This is a genomic window from Agrococcus sp. ARC_14 (assembly GCF_022436485.1).
Lineage (GTDB): Bacteria > Actinomycetota > Actinomycetes > Actinomycetales > Microbacteriaceae > Agrococcus.
The window spans coordinates 2,395,263-2,413,069 of the sequence record NZ_JAKUDO010000001.1; the positions used below are offsets into that span (position 1 = coordinate 2,395,263).

At 70.2% G+C, this 17,807-nt stretch carries 17 protein-coding genes; 2 read left to right on the forward strand and 15 right to left on the reverse strand.

Going from position 1 to position 17,807, the window contains the following annotated elements; all coding sequences use genetic code 11:
* Positions 1-11 precede the first annotated feature (11 nt).
* The 5 genes from MKD51_RS11825 to dapA all read right to left on the reverse strand — a co-directional run bounded on the left by MKD51_RS11825 (position 12) and on the right by dapA (position 6,039).
* Positions 12-1,247 (reverse strand): ABC transporter permease, encoded by a 1,236-nt coding sequence (locus MKD51_RS11825; RefSeq protein ID WP_240240500.1) that lies wholly within the window; start codon positions 1,245-1,247, stop codon positions 12-14.
* The gene (locus MKD51_RS11830) at positions 1,244-1,939 is read right to left on the reverse strand and encodes an ABC transporter ATP-binding protein (protein WP_240240501.1); all 696 of its coding nucleotides are present in this window, start codon (positions 1,937-1,939) and stop codon (positions 1,244-1,246) included. The genes MKD51_RS11825 and MKD51_RS11830 overlap by 4 nt, the downstream gene beginning before the upstream one ends.
* The gene (locus MKD51_RS11835) at positions 1,936-3,123 is read right to left on the reverse strand and encodes an efflux RND transporter periplasmic adaptor subunit (protein ID WP_240240502.1); all 1,188 of its coding nucleotides are present in this window, start codon (positions 3,121-3,123) and stop codon (positions 1,936-1,938) included. The genes MKD51_RS11830 and MKD51_RS11835 overlap by 4 nt, the downstream gene beginning before the upstream one ends.
* 179 nt (positions 3,124-3,302) lie before the next feature.
* Complete coding sequence (locus tag MKD51_RS11840) at positions 3,303-4,976, reverse strand: ribonuclease J (protein WP_277603941.1); 1,674 nt, start codon at positions 4,974-4,976, stop codon at positions 3,303-3,305.
* A gap of 91 nt (positions 4,977-5,067) precedes the next feature.
* Entirely contained in the window at positions 5,068-6,039 is a 972-nt protein-coding gene (gene dapA, locus MKD51_RS11845; protein WP_240240503.1) for a 4-hydroxy-tetrahydrodipicolinate synthase, read from the reverse strand.
* 69 nt (positions 6,040-6,108) lie between these two features.
* Between dapA and MKD51_RS11850 the strand changes: the two genes are divergently transcribed.
* Complete coding sequence (locus MKD51_RS11850; RefSeq protein ID WP_240240504.1) at positions 6,109-6,642, forward strand: GNAT family N-acetyltransferase; 534 nt, start codon at positions 6,109-6,111, stop codon at positions 6,640-6,642.
* On the opposite strand, the gene MKD51_RS11855 is transcribed toward MKD51_RS11850, so the two are convergent.
* The 4 genes from MKD51_RS11855 to dapB are packed head-to-tail and all read right to left on the reverse strand — an operon-like array spanning position 6,621 to position 9,239.
* On the reverse strand, positions 6,621-7,205 hold the full coding sequence (locus MKD51_RS11855) for a dihydrofolate reductase (protein WP_346986712.1): 585 nt from the start codon (positions 7,203-7,205) through the stop codon (positions 6,621-6,623). The two genes, MKD51_RS11850 and MKD51_RS11855, sit on opposite strands and share 22 nt — an antisense overlap.
* A gap of 29 nt (positions 7,206-7,234) precedes the next feature.
* Positions 7,235-8,053: a thymidylate synthase gene (locus MKD51_RS11860; RefSeq protein WP_240240506.1), complete on the reverse strand. Its 819-nt coding sequence runs from the start codon at positions 8,051-8,053 to the stop codon at positions 7,235-7,237.
* On the reverse strand, positions 8,053-8,538 hold the full coding sequence (locus MKD51_RS11865) for a hypothetical protein (RefSeq protein ID WP_240240507.1): 486 nt from the start codon (positions 8,536-8,538) through the stop codon (positions 8,053-8,055). The genes MKD51_RS11860 and MKD51_RS11865 overlap by 1 nt, the downstream gene beginning before the upstream one ends.
* Positions 8,535-9,239 carry a 4-hydroxy-tetrahydrodipicolinate reductase gene (gene dapB / locus MKD51_RS11870; RefSeq protein WP_240240508.1) on the reverse strand — a complete coding sequence of 235 codons (705 nt, stop codon included), beginning with the start codon at positions 9,237-9,239 and terminating at the stop codon, positions 8,535-8,537. Before dapB ends, MKD51_RS11865 begins: the two co-directional genes overlap by 4 nt.
* A 67-nt stretch (positions 9,240-9,306) precedes the next feature.
* Here dapB and MKD51_RS11875 point away from each other — a divergent pair, with 67 nt between their 5' ends.
* Positions 9,307-9,762: a GNAT family N-acetyltransferase gene (locus MKD51_RS11875; RefSeq protein ID WP_240240509.1), complete on the forward strand. Its 456-nt coding sequence runs from the start codon at positions 9,307-9,309 to the stop codon at positions 9,760-9,762.
* Between the two features lie 56 nt (positions 9,763-9,818).
* Here MKD51_RS11875 and MKD51_RS11880 read toward each other — a convergent pair whose 3' ends face one another.
* The 6 genes from MKD51_RS11880 to MKD51_RS11905 form a co-directional block, all read right to left on the reverse strand.
* Positions 9,819-10,421, reverse strand: a complete 603-nt coding sequence (locus MKD51_RS11880; protein ID WP_240240510.1) for a histidine phosphatase family protein — start codon at positions 10,419-10,421, stop codon at positions 9,819-9,821.
* A 67-nt stretch (positions 10,422-10,488) separates the two neighbouring features.
* Positions 10,489-11,865: a pitrilysin family protein gene (locus tag MKD51_RS11885; RefSeq protein ID WP_240240511.1), complete on the reverse strand. Its 1,377-nt coding sequence runs from the start codon at positions 11,863-11,865 to the stop codon at positions 10,489-10,491.
* A gap of 136 nt (positions 11,866-12,001) precedes the next feature.
* Positions 12,002-14,272, reverse strand: a complete 2,271-nt coding sequence (locus MKD51_RS11890) for a polyribonucleotide nucleotidyltransferase (protein WP_240240512.1) — start codon at positions 14,270-14,272, stop codon at positions 12,002-12,004.
* Between the two features lie 258 nt (positions 14,273-14,530).
* Positions 14,531-14,800, reverse strand: coding sequence for a 30S ribosomal protein S15 (gene rpsO, locus MKD51_RS11895; protein ID WP_240240513.1), 270 nt, complete (start codon positions 14,798-14,800; stop codon positions 14,531-14,533).
* A 144-nt stretch (positions 14,801-14,944) separates the two neighbouring features.
* Entirely contained in the window at positions 14,945-16,192 is a 1,248-nt protein-coding gene (locus MKD51_RS11900) for a PrsW family intramembrane metalloprotease (protein WP_240240514.1), read from the reverse strand.
* 66 nt (positions 16,193-16,258) lie between these two features.
* Positions 16,259-17,755 carry an aspartate ammonia-lyase gene (locus MKD51_RS11905; RefSeq protein WP_240240515.1) on the reverse strand — a complete coding sequence of 499 codons (1,497 nt, stop codon included), beginning with the start codon at positions 17,753-17,755 and terminating at the stop codon, positions 16,259-16,261.
* Between the last annotated feature and the right edge of the window lie 52 nt (positions 17,756-17,807).

Here is a 17,807-nt window from a genome sequence, read left to right on the forward strand (position 1 = left end):
GCGCGATCAGCTCAGAAGCGGATGGCCTCGATCACCTTCGAGCGGACGGCGATCGTGGCCGGGATGCTGCCGGCGATGGCGCCGACCGCAGCAGAGACCAGCAGCCCCGTGATCGCGGCCCCCATCGGGAATCCCGGCAGCGCGACGCCTGCGAGCCCCTGTGTGAGCAGATCCTGCACGGCTGGCAACCGGTACACGAAGATGCAGATCGCGATGCCGATGGCACCGGCGACGACCGTGCCGACGACCGACTCGAGCATGACGGCGACGAAGATGCGCCCCCGCGAGGCGCCGAAGGCACGGCGGATGCCGAACTCGCGCACGCGCTGTCGAATCGACACGACCGCGACGGTGATCAGCCCGAGCGCACCGAGCAGCAGGATCACCCCCGCGGTGCCGACGAGCGTGAGCTGCAGCGGCATGAGCGGGTCGTAGTCGTCGCCCCACGCCTGCCAGTCGGTGCGCTGCGTGTCGACGGTCCACCCCGGCAGCGCCCCGGTCAGGTCCTGCGTCAGCATCCGGGTGCCGACGTCGGACAGCTCGGCCGGCACCCAGGCCTCGAGGCGCGGCGGGTTCATGTACGACATCGGCGCGCCGGCCTCTGGCATGCGCAGCAGGTCGCGCGGCAGCATCCACGCGTTCGGCCACTCGTCCTGCATGCCGCGGTCGATCACTCCGACGATGACCGCCGTCGTGCCGCCGATCTCGACGGTGCGGGTGGTCTGCAGGCTGTCGCCGAGCGCACCGAGCATGCCGCGGCTGACGACGACGGCGGGTGCGAGTCGCGCGCGGTCGCTCTCGACCAGGAAGCGGCCATCGGCGGCGCTGAGGTGACGCATGAGCGCGTAGTCGGGCTCAACCCCCTGCACCGAGACGGACTGCGTGCCGGCGATGCCCTGGAACGAGACCTGTGCATCGGTGATCGTGCTCGAGTAGTCGATCTCGTAGCGATCGACCGCGTCGTCCATGGCATCGAGGATCGCGAGCGCGTCGGCGCTCGAGGGCGCGCTCGCGACGGGGTCCGTGCCGCTCTGGTCCTGCCACATGCTCGCCGTGAGCGTCGCGGCGCGACCGCTGCCCGACTCGAACGACACGAGCAGCGTCGAGCGAGCGAGCTCGCCGATGGCGACGGATGCGGTGAGCGCGGCGATGGCGAGCATGACGCCGATGAGGCTCATCAGCACGCGGCCGCGGTGGATGCGAAGCTCGGTCCAGGCGTCCTGGATGGCGGCGACGACGTCGGTCACGCCGCCACCGCCTCGGTCGCCCCGAGGCGACCGTCGACGATCCGCAGCATGCGGCGCGCCCTCGCCGCCACCGCGACGTCGTGCGTGATGGTGACCAGCGCCGCATCGACGTCGGCGGCGACCTCGTCGAGCAGATCCATGATGCGCCCGCCCGTCTCGATGTCGAGCGCGCCGGTGGGCTCGTCGGCGAGGATCAGCCGAGGGCCGCGCACGAGCGCACGGGCGATCGCGACGCGCTGCTGCTCGCCGCCCGAGAGGTGGGTCGCCCTGGTGTCGACACGGTGGCCGAGGCCGACACGGTCGAGCATCTCGCGCGCCAGCCGGTGGCGCTGCCAGTAGCGCCTGCCCGCACCGTAGTGCAGCGGCACGGCGACGTTCTCAGCAGCCGTGAGCCCCTCGATGAGATTGAACTGCTGGAAGACGAAGCCGACGCTCGCGCCGCGCAGCCGATCGCGCCGCTTGGCGCTCATCAGCGCCACCGGCTCGCCGTCGAGCTCGACGACGCCGGTGGTGGGCTGATCGATGAGGCCCAGGATGTTGAGCAGCGTCGACTTGCCGGAGCCGCTCCTGCCGACGATCGAGACCCGATCACCCGCGCCGACGTCGAGGTCGATGCCCTTGAGGATCTGCAGCGCAGGCCCATCGATGGTCGCGAACTGCCGCGTCACGCCGCGCAGGTGCAGGAGCGTCACGGGAAGACCTCGCCGCCACAGAGCGCGGGGTCGGCGGACATCGGGTCGGAGCACGGGTCGACGGCGCCGGGCACGAACTGCAGCACCTGGTCTCCCTCGGCGAGGCCGGAGCGCACCTCGACCATCGAGCCGTCGCTGATGCCGAGCTCGACGCGCACCTCCTCGGGCTCGCCGGGCGCGCCGTCGGCACCGGTGGTGGGGCGGTAGGCGATGCCCACGTCGGCGCTGCCGAGCACCGCGGTCGTCGGCACGACCAGCACGTCGGCGGCGGAACCCGCGGCCAGCTCGACCTTCGCGGACAGGCCGACGAAGACGCGCACGTCGTCGGGCACGGCGCAGGTGAGCGTGGCGCCGGAGCCGCTCGCGATCTCCTCGCCCACCGGCTGCGTGATCGTGACGTCGGTGCATGAGAAGGGCGCGGGCCCGGAGTCGATGGTGACGGTCGCCGCCGTCGGCTGCGACGTCAGGCGATACTGGTCCGCGGCGCCGACGGCAGCGCGCACGAGGTGCTGCGGCGGCTGCACGGCGCCCGCCTCGCCGCCCAGCTCGATCATCTGGCCTGCGAGCAGGTCGAAGCCGGTCAGCGTGCCTGCAGCGGGCGCGCGCATGTTCCAGATGGCGGCGCTCGGCTCGCCGATGGTGCCGTCCTCGGCGGGCTCCGGCTCAGACTCCACCCGCACCGTGAAGAGCACGTCGCCCTCGGCGACCTCCAGCCCGTCGTCGTAGTAGACGCGCGAGACCGTGCCCGTCTGCGTCGACCGGATGGGCACGGCCTCGACGGGCACGATGGTGCCGTCGATCTCGACCGCGTTCTCGATCGAGCCGCGCTCGACGGCGACCATCGGCTCCTCGAACATGGCGCCCGCCATGGGATCCTCGGCGACCGCCTCGGTCGTGTCGGGGAAGAATGCCAGCTTGACGAGCGCGATCGCGATCGCGGCGATGACGGCAAGCTTCAGCACGGGCAGCACCCAGGTGCGCCAGGCGCCCGGCCCGCGCGCGGCCTTCTCGGCCTTGTGCAGCTGGCGGCGCTCGAGTGCCTCGAGCTTGCGCTGCTGCTGCTCCTGCCGACGCTCCTCGCGCGACGAGCGCGCGGCGTGCGAGGCAGGCGAAGGTCCCTCGGCGGGTGTGCTGAACAGGGCGTCGACATCCCGTTCGGGAGCGTTCTCATCCATCGGCGGCACGGCGGCGTCCTCTCAGGCTGAGGGGCCGTGCGTCGTGCGTCGGCGCCCAGGGCTCCAACCTATGCGGCGACGATGCGTGCCAGCCTCATCCTGTCGGATGAGATGCGGGGTCTCGCGACGCGAGCGCCTGCGGCGCGCGCTCCTCGACCAGCGGAGTGAGCGTGCGCCGATCAGCGGTTCTACGCCTCGATGACGACCGGCACGATCATCGGGCGGCGACGGATGCGCGTGCCCATCCAGCGGCCGACCGTGCGCCGCACGACCTGCTGGTACTGGTGCTGGTCGCGCACGCCCTGCTCGCCTGCCTCGGCGAGCGCCTTGATGATCTTGGGGCGGATGTCGTCGAAGATCGAGTCGTCCTCGGCGAAGCCGCGCGCGTGGATCTCCGGTCCGACGATGACCTTGCCGGTCTGGGACTCGAGCGCGATGAAGATCGAGATGAAGCCCTCCTCGGCGAGGATGCGGCGATCCTTCAGATCGGCCTCGTCGATGCGGCCGACCGACGAGCCGTCGACGTACACGAAGCCGATCTCGAGCTGCCCGGCGACGGTGATCTTGTGATCCTTGAGATCCCAGACCGTGCCGTTCTCGCCCACGAAGGCGTTGCTGCGCGGCACACCCGTGTCGATGGCGAGCTGCGCGGCAGCGTGCAGGTGGCGGTACTCGCCGTGCACGGGGATGACGTTGGCCGGGCCGAGGATGTTGTAGCAATAGATCAGCTCACCGGCAGAGGCGTGACCGGAGACGTGCACCTTGGCCGAACCCTTGTGGACGACCTTCGCGCCCAGCTGCATGAGGCCGTTGATGATGCGGAAGACCGCGTTCTCGTTGCCGGGGATGAGGCTGGAGGCGAGGATGACGGTGTCGTCCTCCCCCACCTCGATGCGGTGCTCGCGGTTGACGATGCGGCTCAGCACGGCCATCGGCTCGCCCTGCGACCCCGTCGACATGAAGACGACCTGCTCGCGCGGCAGGTTCTCGGCCTTCTTCTGCTCGATGACGACGCCATCCGGCACCTTCAGGTAGCCGAGCTCTGCCGCGATGCCCATGTTGCGCACCATCGAGCGGCCCACGAATGCGACCTTGCGGCCGTTCTCGACCGCGGCGTCGAGCACCTGCTGCACACGGTGCACGTGGCTCGAGAACGATGCGACGACGACGAGGCCGGTGGACTTCGCGATCACCTGCGAGAGCACGGGGCCGATCTCGCGCTCGGGGGCCGTGAACCCCGGAACTTCGGCGTTCGTCGAGTCGACCAGGAACGCATCCACACCCTCCTCACCGAGGCGCGCGAAGGCGCGCAGGTCGGTGATGCGGTTGTCGAGAGGCAGCTGATCCATCTTGAAGTCGCCCGTGTGCAGCACGAGGCCTGCCTTGGTGCGGATCGCGACGGCGAGCGCGTCGGGGATGGAGTGGTTCACGGCGATGAACTCGGTCTCGAACGGGCCGAGCTGCTCCTTCTCGCCCTCGCGCACGGTGTGCGTGTAGGGCTTGATGCGGTGCTCCTTGAGCTTCGCCTCGATGAGCGCGAGCGTCAGCTTCGAGCCGAGCAGAGGGATGTCGGCCTTGAGGCGCAACAGGTAGGGCACGGCGCCGATGTGGTCTTCGTGGCCGTGCGTGAGCACGACGCCGACGACGTCGTCGAGGCGGTCGCGGATCGGCCCGAAGTCGGGCAGGATCAGGTCGACGCCCGGCTGGTGCTCCTCGGGGAAGAGCACGCCGCAGTCGACGATGAGCAGCTTGCCGTCGAGCTCGTAGACCGTCATGTTGCGGCCGACCTCGCCGAGGCCGCCGAGCGGGAAGATGCGGAGTGTGCCTGCCTCGAGCTGGGCAGGCTTGGTGATGGCCGTCAAGGGCCCTCCTTACATATGCGGCTCGCCGTCTGGCGAGCGGATGTGGGTGGTGCGCGCCTCGCGCGCATGGATGTCTGTGGGGTGGTGCCGTCTACCTGGTGGTGCCGTGCACCTTGGGCAGCGCACCGCCGGCGGCCGCGTTGCGGTCGGGGCGGAAGCGGCTGAGGTCGAGACCGTCGACGCCGGTGACGAGCGCGAGCTCGTCTTCGATCAGTGCGGCCTCGGTGTCCTCCGGGCCGACGAGCGGCAGACGCACACGCGGGCTGCCGATGCGGCCGAGGCCGTGGAGGATGTACTTGGTGGCGACGGTGCCGGGTACATGAGTCATCGTAGCGCGAACCAGCGGCTCGAGCGCCTTGTGCTGCTCCTGCGCCGTGTGGAGGTCGCCGGCGTTCACCGCGTCGATGATGGTGCGGTAGGGCCTGGGGGCCACGTTGGCGGTCACGCCGATGAGGCCGGAGGCGCCGATCGCCAGGTGCGGCAGCACGTTCGCGTCGTCGCCCGAGAAGTAGAGCAGGTCGGTCTGGTTGAGCACCCGGCTGACCTCGGCGAAGTCGCCCTTGGCATCCTTCACGGCGAGGATGTTGGGGTGCTTCGCAGCGCGCAGGATGGTCTCGAACTGGATCGGGATTCCCGAGCGTCCCGGGATGTCGTAGAGGATCACGGGCAGGTCGGTCGCGTCGGCGATCATGCGGAAGTGCGTCAGGATGCCCGACTGCGTCGGCTTGTTGTAGTACGGCGTGACGATCATGACGCCGTCGGCGCCCGCATCCTCCGCGTGCTTGTAGAGGTCCATCGCGTGCGCGGTCTCGTTGGAGCCACCGCCCTGGATCACCTTGGCGCGGTCGCCCGCGACGGCCTTGGCCACCTCGACCAGCCGGATCTTCTCCGGGTCGGTGAGCGTGGAGGTCTCGCCGGTGGTGCCGGAGACCACGATGCCGTCTGCACCGTTCGTCACGACGTCGTCGATGAGCCGCTCGACGTCATCCCAGTCGACCTCGCCGTCCGCGCGGAACGGGGTCACGAGCGCGACGAGGACCTGGCCGAAGGGGTTGTCTGTCACGCCACCAGGCTATCGCGCCGTGCGTGTCCCGCCACCGGGGCGTCGCCTCGCTCCCGCTAGCCTCGATGGATGATCCGACTGGTCGAGCCCTCCCCCGCGCTGCATGCCTCGTGGCTGGCGTCGATGCAGGAGTTCGGCGGCGCGGTGCTGCACGGCTACTCGACCTTCCGGTTCGAGGTCGAAGAGCTCGCCGTGGCGGCAGGCTTCGAGCGCTGGCTGGAGCGCGAACGGCTGCAGAACGAGCGTGGCATCGACGGCTTCGTGCCCGCGACGGCCTGGTGGATCGTGGACGACGCCGCGCCCGGCACCGTGCTCGGCTCGATCCACCTGCGGCACGAGCTCAACGAGTGGCTGCTGGCCGAGGGCGGGCACATCGGCTATGGCGTGCGGCCCTCCGCCCGCGGACGGGGCGTCGCCACTGCGGCGCTGCTGCTGGTGCTGGAGCGGGCGCGCGCGATGGGCATCGAGCGCGTGCTGCTGTGCTGCGAGAGCGACAACCCCGCCTCGCGAGCGACGATCGTGGCCGCGGGCGGCGTGCTCGAGGATGTGCGCGAGAGCGCCGAGCACGGCCGCTACGAGCGCTACTGGATCGCGCTGGGCTGAGCGGCGTCGGCCACGCCGTCGCTGGCGCCGCCGTCGCCGCCCACCCGGGCGAGGGTGCGATAGGCATATCGCAAGCCCGCGGCGCTGACATGCCACCCCGTTGCCGGGTCGCGCGCGATCTCGCGCCACGGCGCATCCGCCGGGCTTGCGTCGTGCGCGCCGGTGTCGGGGGCGGTCGTGTCGCCGGATGCGTCGAGGTCGATGTCGGTGATCTCGAGCCGGTCGGCGAACGGCATCGCGTCGCGGTAGACCCGGCCGCCGCCGATCACCCAGATCTCGTCCGCAGGGTCTGCGAGCTGCGCGCGGGCTGCGGCGAGCGCCTCTTGCAGGCTGCCGACCGTGCGGGCGCCCGCCGCGACGTAGTCAGGATCGGAGGTGATGACGATGTTGTCGCGGCCGGGCAGCGGCCGGAATCGCTGCGGGAATGACTCCCACGTGCGGCGACCCATCACGACGGGGTGTCCCATGGTGACCGCCTTGAAGCGCGCCATGTCCTCGGGCAGCCGCCACGGCATGTCGCCGGCCTCGCCGATGACGCCGCCGCGCGCCTGCGCCCAGATCATGCCGAGCATCCGTCTGCCGCCGTCGTCCGTCAGACCGCGACCGGCGCCTTGATGCCGGGGTGGTGCTCGTAGCCGACGACCTCGAAGTCGTCGAGGCTGTAGTCGAGGATGCTGTCGGGCGTGCGGGCGATGCGCAGCGTCGGGAGCGCGAAGGGCTCGCGCGCGAGCTGCCGCTCGACCTGCTCGACGTGGTTGTCGTAGATGTGGCAGTCGCCGCCCGTCCAGACGAAGTCACCCACCTCGAGGCCCGTCTGCTGCGCCACCATGTGGGTCAGCAGGGCGTAGCTGGCGATGTTGAAGGGCACGCCGAGGAACATGTCGGCCGAGCGCTGGTAGAGCTGGCAGGACAGCCGGCCGTCGGTGACGTCGAACTGGAAGAACGCGTGGCAGGGCGCGAGCGCCATGTCGGGGATGTCTGCCGGGTTCCACGCAGAGACGATGTGGCGGCGCGAGGACGGGTTGGTCTTGATCGACTCGACGACCTGCGCGATCTGGTCGATCGAGCCGCCGTCGGGGTCGGGCCAGGATCGCCACTGCACGCCGTAGACGGGGCCGAGCTCGCCGTCGGCATCCGCCCACTCGTCCCAGATGGTGACGCCCTGCTCCTGCAGCCAGCGCACATTCGACTCGCCGCGCAGGAACCAGAGCAGCTCGAGCGCGATCGACTTGAAGTGCACGCGCTTGGTGGTGATGAGCGGGAAGCCCTGCGAGAGGTCGTAGCGCAGCTGGCGGCCGAAGACCGACCGCGTGCCGGTGCCGGTGCGGTCGCCCTTGTGCTCGCCGTGGGCGAAGACGTCGGCGAGGAGCTCCTCGTAGGGGTGCGCGGACCCGGGCGTGTTCTCGGTCATCATGCCTCCTGCTCTCCAGTGTCTCGCAGACGACGCAGGCTGAGCGCCTTGCGCGCGGCCATTCGCGCGCGCTTGCGGTCGCGGGCCGCGTCATAGGCCATCGAGAGCCGCAGCCAGGACTGCCACGACTCGGGGTTCGCCTCGACGTCGGCCTTCGCGACCGGGAAGGCGCCCTCGGCCGATTCCTTGTCGGCGCGACCGGACGGTGTCGCCGGCAGCGGCTCCGGCATGCCGCCCTGCGCGTCGAGCGCGCGGATCGCCCTGTTCAGCTGCACGCCGAAGACGAGCTCGCGCGCGAGCGCCCAGACGCCGACGAGGAAGAAGACGATGAGCGCGAGCCCCGCGATGATGCCGACGACCTCGCCGGAGGCGATGAGCCGCACCGCCCGGTCGCCCGCCAGCACGAGGTAGAGCGCGAGCGCGCCCGCCATCACGAGCGCGAGCGCCATGCCGATGCCGGCGGGCGCGGCCCGGCGCTCGCTCACGCGAGGCCCAGCAGGTCGCCGATGCCGACGGTGACGCCGGGCAGAGGCTCGGCGCGCAGCGAGAGCAGCAGCCCGGCCGCGTAGGACTCGTCGGAGGTCGTGTCGTGGCGGATCGTGAGCGTCTCGCCGATGCCGCCGAAGACGATCTCCTGCCGAGCGACGACGCCGGGCAGGCGGATGGCGTGCACGGGCACGCCGGAGATGATCGTGCCGCGGCCGGGCTCGTCGGGCGTCGCGGGCTGGAAGCCGCGGACGGCGCCGATCGCCTCCGCCGTGCGGGTGGCGGTGCCGCTGGGGGCGTCGCGCTTGCGGTCGTGGTGCGCCTCGACGACCTCGACGGCGTCGAAGTGCCGAGCGGCGATCGTCGCGAGGTGCGTCTCGAGCACGCTGCCGAGCGAGAAGTTGGGCACGATGCGGATGCGCTCGGCGCCTCGGTCGCGCAGCGCACCGATGCGCTCGTCGGTCCAGCCGCTGGTGCCGACGACGAGCGGCACGCCCGCCTCGGAGGCGGCCTCCACGAGCCTCGCGCTCGCGCCCAGCACCGTCGCGTCGAAGATGACGTCGAGGCCGTCGAGGTCGAGGCCCTCGCGCACGTCGAGCTCGACGGGCTCGAGGTCGTCAGCCTCCTGCACCAGCCGCAGCGCCAGCGAGCCGAGCCGTCCGGTGGAGCCTGCGATCCCGACGCGCCTGGTGCCTGCCATGCCCTCCAGCCTACGGCCTGCAGCAGCGCGCATCGGGTGGTGCCGGATGCGGTCCTAGAGTGAACGGGTGACCATCACGATCGCTCCAGAGGACCCGGCGACCGACGTCGCGCAGTCACTGCTGCACGCCTACTTCTCCGACCGCGCCATCACCTTCATCGGCGGTGTCTACACGCCGAAGCCCGCCGATCCCGCGACGCTGCGCGCGCCCCAGGGCGCGTTCCTCGTCGCGTGGGGCGGCGACGAGCCGGTCGGCTGCGGCGCCCTGCGCAGGCTCGAGCAGCACCGCTTCGAGGTGAAGCACCTCTACGTCGCGCCGGCTGGGCGCGGGCAGGGCACGGGAGCCGCGCTGCTGGCCGCGCTCGAGCAACGCGCGGTCGAGCTGGGCGCGACGGAGATCGTGCTCGACACGAACAGCGCGCTCGCAGCGGCCAACGGTCTCTACACGAGCCGCGGCTACGCATCCGTCGAGCCCTACAACGACAACCCGAACGCGACGAGCTGGTTCTTGAAGCGGGTGTGACCCTTCGACCCGGTGTGCGCCTGCGGCGGGCACCGGCGCAGCGAGCGGATGAAGGCTCAGTAGGGCTGCGGCATGGGCAGGCCCGTGCGGTCCTCGACCGGCAGGTGGCCGAGATCGTTGTGCACGACGAGCTGTGCGGGCTTGCCGGTGCGACGGCGGATGATCGTGAGGCCGCAGTTGGCCTGGTTCAGGCTCATCCACTGCCAGTCAGGCGACTGCATGACCTCGCGCACGAACCAGCCGATGACGAAGTTGTGGGTCACGAGCAGCTCATTGACGTCACCGCGCGAGGGTCGCAGCCACTGGTCGCCGGCATCCTGCATCTGGGCGGCGCCAGCCTCGGCCTCCTCCGGACGCACGCTGGCGAGGAAGCGATGGAAGCCGACCGGGGTGCTCTCGGTCTTGCCGGAGGGGATGCAGTCGAGCAGCAGCGACGACTTCTCGAACTCGACGGCCGTGAGCTGCTCCTGCATGATCGCTGACGTCTCGGTGGCGCGCAGCAGCGGAGAGGTCCAGGCGTGGTCGAACTGCACGCCGGAGAGCCGCTGGGCGATCGCCTGGGCCTGACGCACGCCGCGAGCGGAGAGCTTGCCGTCGTCGACGCCGTGCTCTGCATCGAGCTGCTCTCCATGTCGGACCAGGTAGAGCAGGTGCGCCATCATTCCTCCGCGTGGACGCGACGATGCGCCCGGTCTCGATTCCTGTGGGCGCGCATCGGCGCCCTTCTCACTGGGAAGCGGCTGGGGCCGCGGCCTCCACCGTAGCCCGCTCACCTGTGGACACCAGCTGCTCGAGCCCGTCGGGCACCTGGCCGACCGCCGAGATCGAGCGCGGACCGCCGGCGAGCTGGGCCGCGAGCTCGCGCACATCGGCGTCGGTGACGCGGTCGATGCGCTCGAGCGTGGCGTCGATGTCGAGGAACTCGCCGAGCGTCAGCTCTGCCCGACCGAGCCGCGACATGCGCGTGTCGCTCTCCTCGAGCGCGAGGGCCGAGCCGCCGGCGAGCTGGCCCTTCGCGCGGGCGAGCTCCTCCTCGGAGGCGCCGTCGGCGAGCCGCTCGAGCTCGGAGAGCATGAGGCCGGCGACCTCGAGGGTCTTGTGCGGCTGGCATGCAGCCGCCATGCCCATCAGCCCGGCATCCGCGTACCCGGAGGCGAAGGAGTAGACCGAGTAGGCCAGGCCGCGCCGCTCGCGGATCTCTTGGAACAACCGCGAGGACATGCCGGCGCCCAGCACCGCGTTGAGCACCGCCATCGTGCTGCGGCGCGGGTCGTTGGCCGTCAGCCCCGGCGTGCCGATCATCAGGCTCACCTGCTCGAGCGGGCGGCGCACGAGCGTCAGACCGCCATCGGTGTAGGGCTGGAGCGTGCGCTCGCGACGATCCTTGGGGCCGGCGTCGCCGAGCGCCCAGCCGTAGCGGCTGAGCGCCTCCTGCAGCTGCTCGACGACCGTGTCGTGGTCGACAGCACCAGCGACCGTCACGACGAGCTCGCTCGCGTCGTAGTGCTCGCGATAGTGCTCGGCGACACGGTCGCGCGTCACGGCGCGGATCGACTCGTTGGTGCCGCCGATCGGCCTGCCGAGCGGCGTCTCGAGCCCGTGCAGCAGCTCGCTCAGGCGCTCCCCCGCGACGTCGCCGGGATCGTCGTCGGCCATCGCCAGCTCTTCGAGGATGACCTCGCGCTCGTGGTCGAACTCGGCCGCATCGAGCAATGAGGAGGTCACCATGTCGGCGAGCACGTCGACGGCCATGCCGAGATCGCGGTCGCGAACCTTCGCGTAGTAGCAGGTGTGCTCCTTCGCGGTGAGCGCGTTGTGCTCGCCCCCGACCTCGTCGAAGGCAACCGCGATGTCGAAGGCCGTGCGTGTGCGCGTGCCCTTGAAGAGCAGGTGCTCGAGGAAGTGGGTCGCCCCCCGGGCGTCGTCGCGCTCGTCGCGCGAGCCGACCGGCACCCAGAAGCCGACGGAGGCGCTCGCGGCACCGGGCACGCGCTCGGTGAGCACGCGCACGCCGCTGGGCAGCACGCTCCGGCGGACCACCGAGCCACCGGCGGCGTTGATGACGATCTCAGGGGTCTCGAGCGGCAGGGCGACGGAGGGCATCCGTCGATCCTACGCCGCTCAGCGGCGGTGGTCTCGAGACGCGTTCGGCCCGCGGCCGAGCGCTCCTCGACCGACGAGCCGGCACAGACGACGGATGCCCCCACCCAGAAGGGTGAGGGCATCCGTCGTCGAAGCGCTACTCGGCCGAGTCGGCCGACTCCGCGTCGTCGGCAGCGGCGGCGGCTGGAGCCGGCTGGCTGTCGTCGACGACGTCGAGCGAGAGCTTGCCACGGTCATCGATCTTGGTGATCTCGACCTGGATCTTCTGGCCGACCGAGACGACATCCTCGACGGCCTCGATGCGCTTGCCGCCGTTGAGGGCGCGCATGGCCGTCACGTGCAGCAGGCCATCGCGGCCCGGCATCAGCGAGATGAACGCGCCGAACGACGCGATCTTCACGACCGTGCCGAGGAAGCGCTCGCCAGGCTCCGGGTTCGAGGGGTTGGCGATCGCGTTGACCGCGGCGCGCGCGGCCTCCGCCGAAGGACCGTCGACGGCACCGATGTAGACGACGCCCGAGTCCTCGATCGAGATCTGGGCGCCCGTGTCGTCCTGGATCTGGTTGATCGTCTTGCCCTTCGGGCCGATCAGCTCGCCGATCTTGTCGACCGGGATCTGCACGCTGATGACGCGAGGCGCGGTGGGCGCCATCTCGTCGGGGGCGTCGATGGCGGCGTTGAGGACCTCGAGGATCTTCGTGCGCGCCTCCTTCGCCTGCGTCAGCGCACCCGTCAGCACCGAGGCCGGCAGGCCAGAGAGCTTCGTGTCGAGCTGGATCGCCGTGATGTACTCCGGCGTGCCCGCGACCTTGAAGTCCATGTCGCCGAGCGCGTCCTCGGCGCCCAGGATGTCGGTGAGCGCCGCGTAGCGGGTCTCACCGTTGACCGTGTCGCTGACGAGACCCATCGCGATGCCCGCGACCGGAGCCTTGAGCGGCACGCCAGCGTTCAGCAGCGCGAGCGTCGAGGCGCAGACCGAGCCCATCGACGTCGAGCCGTTCGAGCCGAGCGCCTCCGAGACCTGACGGATCGCGTAGGGGAAGTCCTCCCGGCTGGGCAGCACCGGCATGAGCGCACGCTCAGCCAGGGCGCCGTGACCGATCTCGCGGCGCTTCGGGCTGCCGACGCGGCCCGTCTCACCAGTCGAGTACGGCGGGAAGTTGTAGTTGTGCATGTAGCGCTTCGTCGTGACAGGGCTCAGCGAGTCGATCTGCTGCTCGAGCTTGAGCATGTTGAGCGTCGTGATGCCCATGATCTGCGTCTCGCCGCGCTGGAAGATCGCGGAGCCGTGCACGCGCGGCACGACTGCGACCTCGGCGTCGAGCGGACGGATGTCGGCGAGGCCGCGGCCGTCCATGCGCACGCCGTCCGAGAGGATGCGGCCGCGAACGACCTCCTTCGTCACCGCCTTGTAGGCGCCCGACACGTCGCCCGCGATGCTCGCGGAGAGCTCGCCGCGCTCGACGCGCTCGTTGATCTCCTGCTTGACCTGCTCCTTGAGCGTGTCGTCGGCATCCTGGCGCTCGATCTTGCCGGCGATCTTGTAGACCTCGGCCAGGCGGTCCTTGGCGATGCCGCGGACGGCATCCAGCGCCTCATCCGAGTACGGCGGGAAGAGCGGGTACTCCTGCGTCTCCTTGGCGGCGGTCTTGGCGACCTCTGCCTGGGCGGCGACGAGCTGCTTGATGAACGGCTTCGATGCCTCGAGGCCCTGCGCGACGACCTCCTCGGTCGGCTTCACTGCGCCGGCCTCGATGAGCAGCCACGAGTTGTCGGTGGCCTCGGCCTCGACCATCATGATCGCGACATCCTCGACGCCAGCGGCGTCGGTGACGACACGGCCCGCGACGACCATGTTGAACACGGCCTGCTCGAGCTGCGAGTGCTTCGGGAACGCGACCCACTGGCCGTCGATGAGCGCGACGCGCACGCCGCCGATCGGGCCGTCGAACGGCAGGCCCGAGAGCTGCGTCGACATGGACGCGGCGTTGATCGCGAGCGCGTCGTAGATCTCGTCGGGCTCGATGGCGAGCACCGTGATGACGACCTGGACCTCGTTGCGGATGCCCTCGACGAACGACGGGCGCAGCGGCCGGTCGATCAGGCGGCAGGTGAGGATGGCGTCGGTCGAGGGGCGGCCCTCGCGGCGGAAGAACGAGCCGGGGATGCGACCCGCGGCGTACATGCGCTCCTCGACGTCGACCGTCAGCGGGAAGAAGTCGAAGTGGTCCTTCGGGTGCTTCGAGACGCTCGTGGCGCTCAGCAGCATGGTCTCTTCGTCGATGTAGGCGACCGCTGCGCCCTGAGCCTGCTGCGCGAGGCGGCCGGTCTCGAAGCGGACGGTGCGGGTGCCGAAGCGGCCGTTGTCGATGACGGCTTCGGCGAATGTGATCTCTGGACCTTCCATGAAGGTCACTCCTCTCCTGTGCCCAGCGGGGGGCACGACAGTGCAGTCGTGCGCCAGTCGCGGCGCGGAGTGGTCATCAGTGGGGAGCGTCGAAGGCGACTTCGGCACCCTCCACCAACGACCAGCTCTGAGCGGAACGCGAATGGGGCGCACGACGGCCGCAGACGCGGCCTCGGAAAGGCTACCAGCAGCCGCCCCGAAAACGCAGGAAGGCCCGCCCCCTGCAGGGGCGGGCCTTCCGGAACGCGTGGGAAGGCGTCAGCGGCGGAGGCCGACGCGCTCGATCAGCGAGCGGTAGCGCTCGATGTCGACGTCCGACAGGTAGCCGAGCAGACGGCGACGCTGACCGACGAGCAGCAGCAGACCACGACGCGAGTGGTGGTCGTGCTTGTGCTCCTTCAGGTGCTCCGTGAGGTCCTTGATGCGACGCGACATCAGCGCGATCTGCACTTCGGGGCTCCCGGTGTCGCCCTCATGCGTGGCGTACTCCTCGATGATGGCCTTCTTGATCTCTGCGTTCAGGCTCATGTGTGGGGCCCCTCTCTCCTCGCAGCGCGGTGCCTGTGCACAGTGCACAAGCGCTCTTTGTCCGCGGCCGATTCACGGCAACCGGCCAAGACTACCAGGTATCGCGGCCGCTGAGTGGCCGATCGCGAGCGATGCGGGATGACGTCAGCGGCGCGGCGGCCACGCCGGATCGAGGTCGCCGAAGCGCTGCACGCGCACGCCCGCGAGGGTGGCGACGGGCGCGCCCTGCTGCATCTGCACCGGCTGCCCGATCGCCCGCGTGGCCATGGCTCGTCGGAGGTGCATGAGCTTGGCGAGCAGGCCTGCCTCGTCGGCGACGTGGCGAGCCTTGTCGCGCCCGACGAGCGCCTGCTGCCGGTGATTGGCCAAGCGCGTGGCCGTCTGGATGTACTGCTGCATCTCTTTGCGCAGCCCCTTCGGGCGCGCCCAGTCGAGCAGCACCGCGCGGCCGTCACCGGAGGAGAGTCGCTCGACCTCCTCATGGCTGAACCATCCGGCGCGGCCGTAGTCGTGCAGCCGCACGCGCGTGATCTTGATCTCCTGCCGCAGCAGCAGCCACACGAGCCCAGCGGCGAGGATGCACAGCGGCACCTGCACCACCAGGTAGTAGACGAAGAAGCCGACCGTGCCGCCCGGCACCCACCAGCTGGCCGAGTTCCAGAGCGCGTGCAGCAGCGCCGAGACCAGGTGGCCGACAGGGAACGCCAGCAGGATCCACCACCGGCTGCGCAGCCTGGCGGCGAAGCCGAGCGCGAGCCCGATGCCGACGGCGGTGAAGATCGCGTGCGTGAGCGGGCTCATGATGCCGCGCATGAAGAAGATGAAGGAGCCGTCGCCGTTCTCGCTGATCGACGTGCCGAAGTAGAGGATGTTCTCGGTGAAGGCGAAGCCCGCGGCCGACAGCGCCGCGAACACGATCCCGTCGACCGGGCCGTCGAAGGCCTTGCGGAAGAACAGGAACATGATGACCACCGGGATGGCCTTCCACAGCTCCTCGACGATGGGCGCCTGGATGACCGTGGCGTAGAACTCGTACTGCTCCTGCGACTGCAGGAACGGCACGATCAGCGGCTCCAGCACGTTCTCGTTCAGCCAGAGCGTGAGCAGCACCGCCGCGATGCCGCCCCACAGCGCGGCGAACCACAGCGCGATGCGCGGCTCCGGCTCCCAGCGATCGATCGCCATCACTGCCCAGACGACGAACGCGAGCGGAAACAGCGCCATGAGGCCGGAGCTGGCGACGAGGGCCGAGTCACCGATGGCGCCGTCGAGGATGTAGATGACGTAGAACGAGGCGAGCCCGAGCACGACGATGCCGATCACGCCGAGGATGAACCCGACGTTCGGGCCTCGCTTGCGGGCGAGGGGAGACAGCTGGACGGGGGCACTCACCCAGGGATCGTATCGAGGAGCGGCCTCCCCCGCCGCACCGCGACGCGGATCGGTGCGAGCGCTGGCTCAGTCCTTGTCGTCGAGGACGATCACGGGGATCGCCTGCGTCACCGGCTCCAGGCCCGACAGACGGGCGGGCTGCAGCAGCTTCTCGACCCGCTCGCGCTCCATCAGACCGCTCTCGACCACCAGATCGGCGATCGACTTGTGCCCGATCAGCGCCTCGTGCGCGAGCTTCGCCGAGTCGGCGTAGCCGAGGTAGGGCGTGAGCGCGGTGACGACGCCGACGGAGCTGCCGACCATGAGGCCGAGGCGCTCATGGTTGGCCTCGATGCCGTCGACGCAGTTCACGCGCAGCGTCAGACATGCCTGCGTCATCCAGTGCAGGCTCTGCAGGATCTGGTGGGTGATGACCGGCTCGAAGGCGTTGAGCTGCAGCTGGCCGGCCTCCGAGGCCGCGGTGACCGTGGCATCCGAGCCGATGACGGCGAACGCGACCTGGTTCACGACCTCGGGGATGACCGGGTTGACCTTGCCGGGCATGATCGACGAGCCCGCCTGCTTCGCGGGCAGCGAGATCTCGCCGAAGCCGGCCTGCGGGCCGGAGGAGAGCAGGCGGAGGTCGTTGCAGATCTTCGAGAGCTTCACGGCGCAGCGCTTGAGCGCGCCGGAGAGGGTCATGAACACGCCGGTGTCGCTCGTCGCCTCGATGAGGTCGCTCGCCGTGACGATGGGAAGGCCCGTGAGCTCGGCGAGGTGCCTGCTGGCGGCCTCGGCGTAGCGCGGGTCGGCGGTGATGCCGGTGCCGATCGCGGTGGCCCCGAGGTTGACCTCCGCGAGCCACTTGATGGTCTCCTCGAGCCGGTCGTAGTCCTCACGCAGCGTGACGGCGAAGCCGCGGAACTCCTGGCCGAGCGTCATCGGCACCGCGTCCTGCAGCTGCGTGCGGCCGACCTTGAGCACATCCCGGAACTCGACGCCCTTCGCGTCGAACGCATCCGTCAGCCTCGCCAGCTCGTCGAGCAGGCGGCGCAGGGTGAACGCCATCGCGACCTTGATCGAGGTCGGGTACGTGTCGTTCGTCGACTGCGAGCGGTTGACGTCGTCGATGGGGCTGAAGTGCTCGTAGGCGCCCTTGGGGTGGCCGAGCTCGACGAGGGCCGCGTTGGCGATCACCTCGTTGGTGTTCATGTTCGTCGAGGTGCCTGCGCCGCCCTGGATGACGCCCACCTTGAACTGGTCGTGCAGCTCGCCAGCACGGATGCGGCGGCAGACGTGGTCGATGAGGTCGGCCTTGTCGGCGTCGAGCGAGCCGATCTCCTTGTTGGCGCGCGCGCACGCCTGCTTGACGACCGCGAGCGCGTTCACGAGGTCGGAGTAGACCGAGATGGAGCGGCCCGTGATGGGGAAGTTGTTGAGCGCGCGCTCGGTGTGGATGCCCCAGTAGGCCTCGGCAGGCACGGGCAGCTCACCGAGCGAGTCGCGCTCGATGCGCGTGGGGCCGGTGTAGGTGCGCTCGCCCTGCGGGGCCGGGTCGAGCTTGTAGGAGGGAACGTCGGTCATTGCTGGCTCCATTGCCTTTCGAGTGCCTTGTGGGCGTCGTGCGCTGCGTGCG